Here is an 11,316-nt window from a genome sequence, read left to right on the forward strand (position 1 = left end):
TCACTCATCCTCAAGGCCCAGCCGGAATTGCGTTGCTTCCAGATCCTTCGGCGGCGTCAAACCCATATGCTTCCAGGCATTGACCGTCAGCACACGACCGCGCGGCGTGCGCTGGATGAAGCCCTGCTGGATCATGTAGGGCTCGATAATGTCTTCGATGGCGTCGCGCGGCTCGGAAAGCCCCGCAGCAATGGTTTCGATACCCACGGGACCGCCGCCAAAATTGTGCGCGATCATCGAGAGATAACGCCGGTCGAGCTGATCGAGACCCATATTGTCTACGAGCAGTCGCGTCAGGGCCTCGTCCGCGATCTTCTGCGTCACCGCTTCCGCCCGCGCCACTTCGGCAAAGTCGCGGACACGGCGCAGGAGACGTCCGGCGATGCGCGGCGTACCGCGGGCACGCCGCGCAATCTCGCGCGCACCCTCGTCCGTCATCCCGAGGCCCATCAGCCGTGCGCCGCGACGCACGATCGATTCCAGCTCCTCGACGGTGTAGAAATTCAGTCGTACCGGAATGCCGAAACGGTCACGCAGCGGCGTGGTGAGCAGGCCGAGGCGGGTGGTCGCGGCGACGAGGGTGAACTTCGACAGGTCGATCTTGACCGAGCGCGCGGCCGGACCTTCGCCGATGATCAGATCGAGCTGGAAATCCTCCATGGCCGGATAGAGGATTTCCTCGACGGCCGGGTTGAGGCGGTGGATTTCGTCGATGAAAAGCACGTCGCGCTCTTCGAGATTGGTGAGCAGTGCGGCGAGATCGCCGGCCTTGGCGATAACAGGGCCTGATGTGGAGCGGAAATTGACGCCGAGTTCCTTCGCCATGATCTGGGCGAGCGTCGTCTTGCCGAGACCCGGCGGACCGACGAAGAGCACATGGTCGAGCGCCTCGCCGCGGTTCTTCGCGGCCTCGATGAAGATCTTCAGGTTCGCGCGCGCTTCCGCCTGGCCGGTGAAATCGTCCAGCGTCTGCGGCCGCAGGGCGGTATCGATGTCCTCGCCGCGCTTTTCCGGCGCCAGCAGTCTGTTCTCGTCGCTCATCGCGCCCTAATCCCATTCCCGGCCAAGGAAGGCAACCGCATCACCGCGACAATTCCTTGAGGCCGAGCCGGATCAGCTTGGCGCTGTCGGCTCCCTCCCCGCCGTTCTTCAACGCCGCCGCGATGGCGTTGGCCGCCTGATCGCGCGAATAGCCGAGGTTCGTGAGTGCCGACACGGCATCGGAAACCGGGGCGGAGGCCACGCCCTCGCCGAGCTCCTGCTTGAGCCCGATGGAAGCGGAGGCCTCGCCCGCGAAGGCCGGCGCCTTGTTGCGCAGTTCCGTGATGATGCGCACGGCGACCTTCGGCCCGACGCCCGGCGCCCGCGACACCGCCGTCTTGTCCTGCAGCGCGATGGCATTGGCGAGCTCCCCCGGCGTCAGCGTCGACAACACGGCCAGCGCCACCTTGGAGCCGACGCCCTGCACGCTCTGCAACAGCCGGAACCATTCCCGCTCCAGCGCCGTCAGGAAGCCGAACAGGCGGAACTGGTCCTCGCGCACATAGGTCTCGATGAACAGCACCGCCGCCTCGCCGGACGAGCCGAGCTTGCCGAGCGTGCGCGCCGAACAATGGGCGACATAGCCGACTCCGTGCACGTCCAGCACCACATGGTCGTCGCCGATCTCGTCTATGGTGCCTTTGAGTTTGCCGATCATGGTGGGGTCCGTCAGGGATGAGTTTCGGGAGTGATCAAACGGATCATCGGAAAATACGTTTTGTAGCGCGCGGGATCGCGCGTCAGCAGAGCATGGCCCCGCACGAGCGCATGCGCTCCGATATAGAAATCCGGCAAAGGCGATCGCTTGTCGCCACCGCCACGCTTGTATTGCAGAAAAGCCAGGCCTGCGGCATGAGCCGCATCCCAAGGCAAGTCCTCGCGGACGAACGATGTCGGCGAGAGAGCCGCATCGAGTGCGCCGACCGTTGCAAAACCAGCGGCCATCTCCGCGTAGATCAACGGATTGATCAGAACGTCACCCTCCCGTCGCGCACCGGCGATCGCAAGCAATGACCACTCCTCGAACGCACTGCCGGAGTGGAAAACATCGATCAGGATATTGGTATCGACGAGCGTCGCCATCAGTCGCGCAACAGCTTGTAGAAGGCGTCTCCGTCAAGATCGCCGAGGGCCATCGAGCCTTTGTGGCGGCGAAGATGCTCCATCAGCGCCTGCACATCCCGCTCGCGCTCATCTGCCGAGGGCTCGATCCGGCGCAGCACGGCCGTATCGCCCTGAAGAACGAACTCCACGTCCGATCCCGGCACAATACCGAGATTGTTCCGCACATTTCGCGGGATCGTCACCTGACCTTTTTCCGTCACACGCATGGTAATACCTCTGCAGTATTACTTATCGCCACGATCAGAACAAGTCAAGAACAAATCAGCCCACGAGCTTGGCGAGACGGCCGGAGAGGCCTTGGCGGTTATGGGCGTGGCAGATGGCGATGGCGAGCGCATCGGCGGCGTCGTTGCCCACGAATGTCGCCTTCGGCATCAGCACCTTCAGCATCATGTGGATCTGCTGCTTCTCACCATGGCCGACACCGATGACGGCCTTCTTCACGGCATTCGGCGCATATTCGGCGACACGAAGGCCGGCACGAGCGGGCACAAGCATCGCGATGCCGCGGGCCTGGCCGAGCTTCAGCGTAGCAGTCGCATCCTTGTTGACGAAGGTCTGCTCGACAGCCGCTTCCTGCGGCTGGTAGCTGTGCATGATGTCGGCAAGGCCATCATGCAGTTGGCAGAGCCGCGAGGCGAGATCCATGTCGCCATCTGACGTCACGGTGCCTGAGGCGACGAAGCGCAGCGAGTTGCCAAGCGTCTCGATGATGCCCCAGCCGGTGCGGCGAAGCCCCGGGTCGATGCCGATGATGCGAATCGTTTCCTGCATGCAAAAATCCTAACCCTGTCCAGCGGACCCTGCCAGCGAAATGTGAACAAAACAAAAACATCGACAACGGCGCGAGAAAACCCATTGCGGCTTTATTGGATTTCGCAAAATTGAACCTACATGGGAGGACGATCAAATTCCCTTACAAAGGCCGCTCCAATGGTGCCCTTCTCCATCCTCGATCTGTCCCCGGTCATCGAAGGCGGCACCGTCGCCCAGTCGCTGGCCAATTCCCGCCGCCTCGCGCAGGAAGCGGAAGCCCTCGGCTACAAGCGTTTCTGGCTTGCCGAACATCATGGTATGCGCGGCATTGCCAGCGCCGCCACCTCACTCGTCATCCAGCATGTCGCCGCCGGCACGGAGAAGATCCGCGTCGGCTCCGGCGGCATCATGCTGCCGAACCATTCGCCGCTGGTCATTGCCGAGCAGTTCGGCACGCTGGCGGCGCTTTTCCCTGACCGCATCGATCTCGGCCTCGGCCGTGCACCCGGCACCGACATGCGCACCGCGCAGGCGCTGCGCCGCAATCTCGACAGCGGTGCCGAAAACTTCCCGCAGGATGTCATCGAGCTGATGCAGTTGATGGGCCCGCCAAGCCCGCAGCAAAAGGTCGTCGCGGTCCCCGGCACCAACAGCAACGTTCCGGTCTGGCTGCTCGGCTCGAGCCACTATTCCGCGCATCTGGCCGGCATGCTCGGCCTGCCCTTCGCCTTCGCCTCGCATTTTGCACCCGACATGCTGCTCTCGGCGCTTGAGATCTACCGCGAACGCTTCACGCCCTCGCAATATCTCGACAGGCCGCATGCCATGGTCGGCGTCATGGGGGCCGCGGCCGATACGGATGCGGAGGCCAACCACATCTTCACCTCCATGCAGCAATCCTTCGTGCGCCTGCGCCGCGGCACGCCGGATGCGTTTCCGCCGCCGGTCGACAACATGGATGGCTTCTGGAACGAGCAGGAGCGGATCATGGTCGAACATACGCTGCAATATGCCGTGGTCGGCGGTCTGCAGACGATCCAGGCCCGCATCGCCGATTTCCTCGACCTCACCAAGGCCGACGAACTGATCATCTCCATGCCGATCTACGACATGGACGCAAGGCTGAAATCCGTGCAGCTTTTCGCAGAGGCGCAGCAGAGCCTCTCGTTCGCCGCCTGAATGAAAAAGGCCGGGCGCCCATGGGACGCCCGGCCTTTTCAATGCAGATGACCCGGCCGATCAGGCCGAAAGCTTGGCCATGACCTCGTCGGAGACTTCGAAGTTCGAATAGACGTTCTGCACGTCGTCATCGTCTTCCAGCGTGTCGATGAGCTTCATCAGCGACTGTGCCTTTTCCTCGTCGACCGGCACGGTGTTCTGCGCCTTCCAGATCGCCTTGACGGTCTCGGCTTCACCGAGCTTGTCTTCGAGCGCCTTGGACACGTCGCCGATATCCTCGAAACCGCAGATGATCGTGTGGCCGTCCTCGTCCGTCGTCACGTCTTCGGCGCCGGCATCGATGGCGGCTTCCATGACGGCATCGGCGGAGCCGACCGACAGCTTGTAGGTGATCTCGCCGACGCGGTCGAAGGAGAATGACACCGAACCGGTTTCACCCAGCGCGCCACCAGCCTTGGAGAAGGTCGAGCGGACGGAGGACGCGGTGCGGTTGCGATTGTCGGTCAGCGCCTCGACGATGACGGCGACGCCGCCCGGACCGTAACCCTCGTAGCGGACTTCTTCGTAGTTCTCGCCATCGGCGCCGGACGCCTTCTTGACGGCGCGCTCGATATTGTCCTTGGGCATGGACTGCGCCTTGGCGTTCTGGATCGCCAGACGCAGGCGGGCATTCATGGCCGGGTCGGGCAGACCGGTCTTGGCCGCAACCGTGATTTCACGGGCGAGCTTGGAGAACATTTTCGACCGCACGGAATCCTGTTTTCCCTTGCGGTGCATGATATTCTTGAACTGTGAATGGCCAGCCATGGCACCCCTGTCTCGATTTTGGCGCCCCTTTTCGGGTCGCCGTTCACTTCATGAGGCCTGCGAGCGCGGAACGCACCAGCCTGCTGCCCCGATTTTTGGAATGCCGCCTTATAATTTCATTGTCGCGCGGCGTCCAGCACCTTCAATCGGCTCGAATGCGCGCACGGCTAAGCAGGAAGGAATGGCCGTCATCGCGCTCGCAGGTCAGTCCTGTCCGTTCCGAATAGCAGGTGAAGGGGCCTGCCGACCAGGTTTCACCGTAATCGACGGTCCGGTCGCCGCCGCAGCAGCCCTGATCACCGACATTGGAAAGGATCACCGCCTTGCCGCTGCGCCCGAGCGTCGCGCGCACATATTTCGGCTCGATGCGATCACAGGAGAGCTCAGGTCCGCCATCGGCGGGCTGGTACACGGCCGTCCCGCCCGGCGGAATATAGATGCACCCGATGTTGCCCGACGGCATGACGAAGGTTTCCGCAACGCCGAGGGTGCGCACGGGCAGCTTTTCGATGGGCTTGGTTTCCGTCTGTTTCTGCTGCGGCTTTCCGGTCTCGGCTCCCGGGCCGCCCGGCGTCGGCGCACTGCTGGCGAAAGCCACGGCGCAGGAGAACAGGATGGCACAGGCGGCAACAGGAAATCGCATCGAAAACTCCGGATCAGACGCCGGAGAGAATATGAACCGTCGGCCGTTTCGGCAAGTTGCGGATGGAAACCGTGATCGTCGCGCTATCGCTCGTCACCGCATCGAACCCCTTGCCGAACATCGACAGGAAATGGCTGATCGGCGGGCCGCGCCGGTGCATGGGCAGAATGAGGGCCGAGCGCAGCCGCTGCACCACGCGGCTCATGCTCTCGGCTCCCATGGTCAGTCCGCCATCGACCGGCACCATCAGAACGTCGAGCCGGCCGATCTGCGCATATTGTTTTTCGGTGAGTTCATGATGCAGATGACCGAGGTGACCAATGCAAAGGCCCGCCACCTCGAAGATGAAGATGGAATTTCCGTTCGGCTCCATCGCCCCGCCCCACCCGCGAATATCCGTCGGCACGTTGCGGATATAGGTATCGCCGACCACGACGTCGTGGTCTGCTCCCTCCGCAGAACCATCCTCCCAACCGTGCAGGACATGGTCGATGCCGGGATCGGGACTGAGCGTATAATGGCTGGCATGAGCCTTGTTCATCGTCACGACGGTCGGCAGCGCCGGCGGCTTGAACCATCCGTTGTAGTCCGTGGCGATCGTTACGCCCGCAGGCGTCTCGATGAAAAAGGTGGAATGGCCGATATAGGTGATGCGAACCTCCTCGTCCCCCTTCGCCTGCACCCGAAGAGCCGGTAGCGCCGAAAGGGCAGCGAAGGTGACCGAGGGCAGCGAACGGGCGATCATCTGGCACTGGCTGACCGGCGTTTCGGTCTGCGCGAAGGCGGGTCGCGGCGCGGTGACGGCCGCAAGAACGGCAAGCAGCAACGGAATGAAGAGGAGATGCGGCATCTGCGGCTCCGTTCATCGGTCGGCCGCGACTATGCACCCATGCCCCTGACGGGTCGAGGCACGCCACGGCACGAGGCGATCACGATCGGTTGAGCGGCTGTGATTGGAACCTTGCCCGCCCTCTCACGTTAGCCCGACCATCAACGTCAACGCTTGAGAGGAATATCCATGTCCAGTCTCACCCGTGCCCGAGAAAATCCCAAGGAGCAGCTTTTCGACGAGATCGACCGCATCCATGCCGGCATGCTCGGCATCGAGGGTGCCCATATGCATATGCAGCCGATGGCGCCGCAACTCGACCGGCAGGCTGCAACGATCTGGTTCTTCACCAAGACGGATGCGGAGATCGCCGAAGCTGTCGTACCCGGCTCTCGCGCGCATTTCTGCGTCGTCGGCAAGGACCACGACTATCATGCCTGCATAGCAGGCCGGATCATGGTGCGCAGGGATCCGGCAAAAATCGATGAATACTGGAGCTCAGTGGTCGAAGCCTGGTTCGATCATGGCAAGGACGATCCGTATCTGACCATGCTGGCGCTGGAGATCGAGGACGTCGAAATCTGGGCCTCGACCGGCAGCAAGCTGAAATTCGGCTGGGAGATCGCCAAGGCCAACTTCAATCCGGAAGACGAGCCCGACGTCGGCGTTCGCACGCATCTCAACCTGACCGGCGGATCCGCCGATCACCTGCGTCACATGCTCTGACGTCGCAGAAGCGCCTAGCGCCAGAACTCCGGCAAGGCCTCTGCCAGACGCGGGCCGAGCCGGAGGGGCGCGACCTTTTCGGCAAGGCCCGTGCGGTCGGAAATCTCGACCGCGAGGCCGCAGATCGTCGCCGGCCCGGAAGCCGCTTCGAAGCGGCCTTTCGGCATTTTCGAGATGAAGCGGTTGAGCGGCTCTTCCTTGTCCATGCCGAGCGAGGAATCGTAGTCACCGCACATGCCGGCGTCGGACATATAGGCGGTGCCCCCGTTCAATATCTGGCAATCGGCCGTCGGCACATGGGTATGCGTGCCGACGACGACGCTGGCGCGGCCATCGACGAAATGGCCGAAGCACTGCTTCTCGCTCGTCGCCTCCGCATGGAAGTCGAAGATGACGGCGTCCGCCTGCTCGCCGAGCGGGCAGGAGGCGAGGATCGTCTCGCCGGCGGTAAAGGGATCGTCGAGTTCAGGATGCATGAACACGCGGCCCATGACATTGGCCACGAGAACGCGCGCACCGTTGCGCGCGATGAAAAGGTTCGCGCCGCGGCCGGGCGTGCCGACGGGATAATTGGCGGGACGCAGGAACTGGTCGTGCCGGCCGGCGAAGCCGACGGCCTCCTTCTGGTCCCAGACATGGTTGCCAGTCGTCACAACGTCGGCGCCTGCATTGATCGTCTCGAGGAAAATCTCCTCGGTGATGCCGAAGCCGCCGGCGGCATTTTCCCCGTTGACGACGACGAAATCCAGCTTGAAGTCGCTGATCAGCCCCGGCAAGCGCTCCCAGACGGCTGTCCGTCCGGTCTTGCCCACCATGTCGCCAAGAAAAAGAAAACGCATCTGATTGCCTTACGAAACCGGTTGGAACATACGGAAACCGCTTTCGGTGAGGATCGCGTCCAGCGCGACGTCATGCGGTTCCGCGGGTACTGATGCCACTTCCTGGCAGTCGAAGGCAATGCCGATGAGTTTTGGTGCATGGCCTTTCGCCTTCAGCCGGTCGATGGCGCGGTCGTAATGCCCGGCACCGTAGCCGATGCGGTGGCCTGCCTTGTCGAAAGCCGAAAGCGGCACCAGCAGGATATCCGGATCGAGCACCGCGGCCTCCTCTCCAGGCCCCGTCGTGCCGAAGCCGGTCTTGACGACCGGCGCGCCCACGACGAGTTCGCGAAAGATGATGGTCTCGCGGTCGAGCACCACAGGCAGGCAGAGCCGTGCTCCGCGGGTGCGGAAATGCGCCATCAGCGGGCGAATGTCGGCTTCCGAACGGATCGGCCAAAAACCCGAGATCACCGTGCCGGGCACAAACTCCAGGCGGTCTCCCGCATGCTCCACCATGGCAAGGCTGCCCTCGATACGCGCTTGTGGCGTCATCGCATCGCGCAGTGCCAGCCGCTCGTTGCGGATCGCCGCCTTCTTCTCCCTGGATGTCACTGTTGTCTCCGGCCTGATTTCAGCGTGGCTTACCAGCTAGCAGCGGCGGAAGGCAAATTCCCTTCCTTTTGCGACACGGCAAGACATGCCCCGCAATGATACAAAGTGGCGAAAAACGGCCTGCGCTCGTTAAGCATTGGAACAGCTTGTGCTTTGCCACGGCCGACCGAGCCCCTAAGCGGGGGGCATGTCTTCGGAAAATGATCTTTCCCCTCCGCCTGAACTGACCGAACTTGAAAGACGGTGTCTTTTCCTCGCCGCCCATGGCAGGACGCCGTCCGAGATCGTGCTCGAAACCGACCTGACGATGCCGCGTGTCGCGGAAGCCATGCGCGGTGCAATCGACAAATTGGGCGCGCGCAACGTGACGGGCGCCGTCACCCGCGCCGTCCGTCTCAATCTGCTATGAAGGTGATCACGCCGCGGCAGAGGCCTCCGCCAGCCGCAGCATCGCCGTTGCCGCCCCCTCGTCGGTGATCAGCGTGTTGCAGCCGATACGGCGGATCGTGGCGCGGATGGCCGGCGCCCGGTGCGCGCCCCCCGAGACCAGCACGATGTGACGCGCCTTCTTGACCGTATCCAGGTCGATCGACATGACGCGGTGGCGGATCGGATGGTCGATCGTGTGGCCTTCGGCATCGAGAAAATTGCACATCGTATCGCAGACGCAGCCCGCCGCGATCAGTTCGTCCAGCTCGTGCCGGGCGATGAAATCACGGGAGAGCGAACTCGCTCGCGGCCCGATATCACCACAGCTCACCACGGCGATATCCATGTTTTCCGCCAGATCGAACAGGGTCCTCAGACCGCATTTCTCGATGAGGCTGCGCTTGGTCTCGCGGGAATCGACAAGCAGCGGCGCGAGAAAGAGATAACACTCCGCCCCGAGCTGGCTCGCCAGTCGCCAGGTATATTCGATCGGATTGATGTGGTGCGCCTCGACGACCCCGCCGAGCAGCGACACCACCTTCACCCGCTCGCGCCGCGCCGGGCGAAAGCTGGCGAGCGAGGCCGTCAGCGTCCGCCCCCAGCCGACACCGACCGTGCAATCGTCCGGAATGGCTTCCGTGAGGAACTGGCCAAGCGCCAGACCGACGCCCTTGGCCGTGGCCTCCGCGCTTGCGGCGGCCGGCACGACGACCGCCTCATCGAGGCCATAGGCTTTTTCCAGCCGCACGGCGAGTTCGACGCAATCGCCGACCCCTTCGTTGATCCATATCTGCACTTCGGAACGTTTCAGCGCCTCATCGAGCATGCGCACGACCGTGGTGCGACTGACGCCGATCTTCTCCGCCACATCCTTCTGGGTGAGACCCTGATTGTAGTAGAGCCACGCGGCTCTCAGCCTCAGAGCCGTCGATTCCGAATAGGCCGTATGTGTGTCGCGCCGGAGCCTGGCCACGTCGCCTCCCTGTGTCTGCAAGCGTTCTGCGCACAGCTTAGCACAGCGAATGAAAAATGCGACATATGTTCAGAAGATTTGGCAAAAGTGCTTGACTTTCGTCCCCGGAAACGATGATAGTCGCCTCGGATCAGCTGGCGGAACTCCGCCGGAAGATTGGTTGTGCCAGCGCACACGGCGGCTGAAACAGGAAGCACGGTCGCCGGGTGCGCTTTCACAGGGAACATGGAGGAGGGCTTGACGTTTCCAAGGGAAACCGGCCCGCAACAACCATTCGGGATTTCGGATATGACGTCCAAGCTTGAACAACTCCGCGCCATGACCACCGTCGTGGCAGATACCGGCGACATCGAAGCCGTGCGCCGTCTGAAGCCGGTCGATTGCACCACCAACCCCACCATCGTTCTAAAGGCGCTCGGCACGCCGATGTTTGCCGATACCGTCACCGAGGCCATCCGCTGGGGCCAGTCGCAGGGCGGCAGCCGCGAAGGCGTCGTCTCGGCCGTTGCCGACCGCCTGGCGATTTCTGTCGGCGCAGCGCTTTCCGAGCTGGTGCCGGGCCGCGTCTCGACCGAAGTCGACGCCGACCTCTCCTTCGACACCGAGGCCTCCATCGCCAAGGGCCGCGAGATCATCAAGGCCTATGAGGCGCGTGGCATTGCCCGCGATCGCATCCTCATCAAGCTCGCCTCCACCTGGGAAGGCATCCGCGCCGCGGAAGTCCTGCAGAAGGACGGCATCGACTGCAACCTGACGCTGCTCTTCAACAAGGCCCAGGCGATCGCTTGCGCCGATGCCGGCGTCTTTCTCATCTCGCCCTTCGTCGGCCGCATCCTCGACTGGCACGTCAAGGCGAGCGGCAAGACGTTTTCGGCGGAAGAAGATCCGGGCGTGCTCTCGGTCCGCGCAATCTATGACTACTACAAGTCCAACGGCATCAACACGATCGTCATGGGCGCCTCGTTCCGCAACACGGGCGAGATCGAAGCGCTGGCCGGCTGCGATCGCCTGACCATCAGCCCGGCCCTGCTCGAAGAGCTCGACGCGGCAGAGGGTACGCTGGAGCGCAAGCTCTCGCCGGAGACCTTCTCCAAGGTCGCGCCTGTCAAGGTCGACGAAAAGGCCTTCCGCTGGATGCTGAACGAAGATGCCATGGCCACCGAAAAGCTCTCCGAAGGCATCCGCGCCTTCGCGAAGGACCTCGGCAGCCTGCGCGCCATGATCGACAAGGAACTGAAGGCCGCCGCATAAGGCAACCGACAGCCCCGAAAACAAGAAGGCCGCCCTCGGGGCGGCCTTTGTCTTTCATGGTTTAGCCAAAGCAAATCAACACTCCGACGAGACTCGCGAGTGTGCAAGCTCGCCGCCTCGCCAT

15 protein-coding genes are annotated in these 11,316 nt (G+C 62.9%); 4 read left to right on the forward strand and 11 right to left on the reverse strand.

Annotation, left to right across the window (positions count from 1 at the left end):
* From ruvB to ruvC, 5 genes are read right to left on the reverse strand one after another with little or no spacing between them, the layout of a single operon-like run.
* Nucleotides 1–1,041: a Holliday junction branch migration DNA helicase RuvB gene (gene ruvB, locus MUU55_RS19205; protein WP_244762381.1), complete on the reverse strand. Its 1,041-nt coding sequence runs from the start codon at nucleotides 1,039–1,041 to the stop codon at nucleotides 1–3.
* A 40-nt stretch (nucleotides 1,042–1,081) separates the two neighbouring features.
* Nucleotides 1,082–1,699, reverse strand: coding sequence for a Holliday junction branch migration protein RuvA (gene ruvA / locus MUU55_RS19210; protein ID WP_244762382.1), 618 nt, complete (start codon nucleotides 1,697–1,699; stop codon nucleotides 1,082–1,084).
* 11 nt (nucleotides 1,700–1,710) lie between these two features.
* On the reverse strand, nucleotides 1,711–2,124 hold the full coding sequence (locus MUU55_RS19215) for a type II toxin-antitoxin system VapC family toxin (protein WP_244762383.1): 414 nt from the start codon (nucleotides 2,122–2,124) through the stop codon (nucleotides 1,711–1,713).
* On the reverse strand, nucleotides 2,124–2,372 hold the full coding sequence (locus tag MUU55_RS19220) for an AbrB/MazE/SpoVT family DNA-binding domain-containing protein (RefSeq protein WP_244762384.1): 249 nt from the start codon (nucleotides 2,370–2,372) through the stop codon (nucleotides 2,124–2,126). The genes MUU55_RS19215 and MUU55_RS19220 overlap by 1 nt, the downstream gene beginning before the upstream one ends.
* Nucleotides 2,373–2,427: 55 nt before the next feature.
* Nucleotides 2,428–2,940: a crossover junction endodeoxyribonuclease RuvC gene (ruvC, locus tag MUU55_RS19225; RefSeq protein WP_244762385.1), complete on the reverse strand. Its 513-nt coding sequence runs from the start codon at nucleotides 2,938–2,940 to the stop codon at nucleotides 2,428–2,430.
* Nucleotides 2,941–3,099: 159 nt separating this feature from the next.
* Here ruvC and MUU55_RS19230 point away from each other — a divergent pair, with 159 nt between their 5' ends.
* On the forward strand, nucleotides 3,100–4,101 hold the full coding sequence (locus MUU55_RS19230; protein WP_244762386.1) for an LLM class flavin-dependent oxidoreductase: 1,002 nt from the start codon (nucleotides 3,100–3,102) through the stop codon (nucleotides 4,099–4,101).
* A 60-nt stretch (nucleotides 4,102–4,161) separates the two neighbouring features.
* Here the strand turns inward: MUU55_RS19230 and MUU55_RS19235 are convergent, their stop codons facing one another.
* The 3 genes from MUU55_RS19235 to MUU55_RS19245 all read right to left on the reverse strand — a co-directional run bounded on the left by MUU55_RS19235 (nucleotide 4,162) and on the right by MUU55_RS19245 (nucleotide 6,401).
* Nucleotides 4,162–4,908, reverse strand: a complete 747-nt coding sequence (locus tag MUU55_RS19235; protein WP_244762387.1) for a YebC/PmpR family DNA-binding transcriptional regulator — start codon at nucleotides 4,906–4,908, stop codon at nucleotides 4,162–4,164.
* A 142-nt stretch (nucleotides 4,909–5,050) separates the two neighbouring features.
* Nucleotides 5,051–5,551 (reverse strand): hypothetical protein, encoded by a 501-nt coding sequence (locus MUU55_RS19240; RefSeq protein WP_244762388.1) that lies wholly within the window; start codon nucleotides 5,549–5,551, stop codon nucleotides 5,051–5,053.
* Between the two features lie 13 nt (nucleotides 5,552–5,564).
* Entirely contained in the window at nucleotides 5,565–6,401 is an 837-nt protein-coding gene (locus tag MUU55_RS19245) for an MBL fold metallo-hydrolase (RefSeq protein WP_244762389.1), read from the reverse strand.
* A gap of 168 nt (nucleotides 6,402–6,569) precedes the next feature.
* Between MUU55_RS19245 and MUU55_RS19250 the strand changes: the two genes are divergently transcribed.
* The gene (locus MUU55_RS19250) at nucleotides 6,570–7,106 is read left to right on the forward strand and encodes a pyridoxamine 5'-phosphate oxidase family protein (RefSeq protein ID WP_244762390.1); all 537 of its coding nucleotides are present in this window, start codon (nucleotides 6,570–6,572) and stop codon (nucleotides 7,104–7,106) included.
* A 14-nt stretch (nucleotides 7,107–7,120) separates the two neighbouring features.
* Here MUU55_RS19250 and MUU55_RS19255 read toward each other — a convergent pair whose 3' ends face one another.
* Complete coding sequence (locus MUU55_RS19255) at nucleotides 7,121–7,945, reverse strand: TIGR00282 family metallophosphoesterase (RefSeq protein WP_244762391.1); 825 nt, start codon at nucleotides 7,943–7,945, stop codon at nucleotides 7,121–7,123.
* A gap of 9 nt (nucleotides 7,946–7,954) precedes the next feature.
* Nucleotides 7,955–8,539 (reverse strand): 5-formyltetrahydrofolate cyclo-ligase, encoded by a 585-nt coding sequence (locus MUU55_RS19260; protein ID WP_244762392.1) that lies wholly within the window; start codon nucleotides 8,537–8,539, stop codon nucleotides 7,955–7,957.
* Nucleotides 8,540–8,726: 187 nt separating this feature from the next.
* Here MUU55_RS19260 and MUU55_RS19265 point away from each other — a divergent pair, with 187 nt between their 5' ends.
* Nucleotides 8,727–8,948: a helix-turn-helix domain-containing protein gene (locus MUU55_RS19265; RefSeq protein WP_244762393.1), complete on the forward strand. Its 222-nt coding sequence runs from the start codon at nucleotides 8,727–8,729 to the stop codon at nucleotides 8,946–8,948.
* 6 nt (nucleotides 8,949–8,954) lie between these two features.
* Here MUU55_RS19265 and MUU55_RS19270 read toward each other — a convergent pair whose 3' ends face one another.
* A complete protein-coding gene (locus tag MUU55_RS19270; RefSeq protein WP_244762394.1) occupies nucleotides 8,955–9,941 on the reverse strand; it encodes a sugar-binding transcriptional regulator in 987 nt (328 codons plus the stop codon).
* A 288-nt stretch (nucleotides 9,942–10,229) separates the two neighbouring features.
* Here MUU55_RS19270 and tal point away from each other — a divergent pair, with 288 nt between their 5' ends.
* A complete protein-coding gene (gene tal, locus MUU55_RS19275) occupies nucleotides 10,230–11,192 on the forward strand; it encodes a transaldolase (RefSeq protein ID WP_244762395.1) in 963 nt (320 codons plus the stop codon).
* Nucleotides 11,193–11,316: the final 124 nt, after the last annotated feature.

The sequence above is a fragment of the Shinella curvata genome (assembly GCF_022899935.1).
GTDB lineage: Bacteria > Pseudomonadota > Alphaproteobacteria > Rhizobiales > Rhizobiaceae > Shinella > Shinella curvata.

Excerpts from the sequence above, each read along its gene's own strand:
- MUU55_RS19255 (WP_244762391.1), bottom strand. The coding sequence starts at position 7,945 with ATGCGTTTTCTTTTTCTTGGCGACATGGTGGGCAAGACCGGACGGACA.
- ruvC (WP_244762385.1), bottom strand. The coding sequence starts at position 2,940 with ATGCAGGAAACGATTCGCATCATCGGCATCGACCCGGGGCTTCGCCGC.
- MUU55_RS19240 (WP_244762388.1), bottom strand. The coding sequence starts at position 5,551 with ATGCGATTTCCTGTTGCCGCCTGTGCCATCCTGTTCTCCTGCGCCGTG.
- ruvB (WP_244762381.1), bottom strand. The coding sequence starts at position 1,041 with ATGAGCGACGAGAACAGACTGCTGGCGCCGGAAAAGCGCGGCGAGGAC.
- MUU55_RS19220 (WP_244762384.1), bottom strand. The coding sequence starts at position 2,372 with ATGCGTGTGACGGAAAAAGGTCAGGTGACGATCCCGCGAAATGTGCGG.
- MUU55_RS19250 (WP_244762390.1), top strand. The coding sequence starts at position 6,570 with ATGTCCAGTCTCACCCGTGCCCGAGAAAATCCCAAGGAGCAGCTTTTC.
- MUU55_RS19265 (WP_244762393.1), top strand. The coding sequence starts at position 8,727 with ATGTCTTCGGAAAATGATCTTTCCCCTCCGCCTGAACTGACCGAACTT.
- MUU55_RS19245 (WP_244762389.1), bottom strand. The coding sequence starts at position 6,401 with ATGCCGCATCTCCTCTTCATTCCGTTGCTGCTTGCCGTTCTTGCGGCC.
- tal (WP_244762395.1), top strand. The coding sequence starts at position 10,230 with ATGACGTCCAAGCTTGAACAACTCCGCGCCATGACCACCGTCGTGGCA.
- ruvA (WP_244762382.1), bottom strand. The coding sequence starts at position 1,699 with ATGATCGGCAAACTCAAAGGCACCATAGACGAGATCGGCGACGACCAT.
- MUU55_RS19230 (WP_244762386.1), top strand. The coding sequence starts at position 3,100 with ATGGTGCCCTTCTCCATCCTCGATCTGTCCCCGGTCATCGAAGGCGGC.
- MUU55_RS19235 (WP_244762387.1), bottom strand. The coding sequence starts at position 4,908 with ATGGCTGGCCATTCACAGTTCAAGAATATCATGCACCGCAAGGGAAAA.
- MUU55_RS19215 (WP_244762383.1), bottom strand. The coding sequence starts at position 2,124 with ATGGCGACGCTCGTCGATACCAATATCCTGATCGATGTTTTCCACTCC.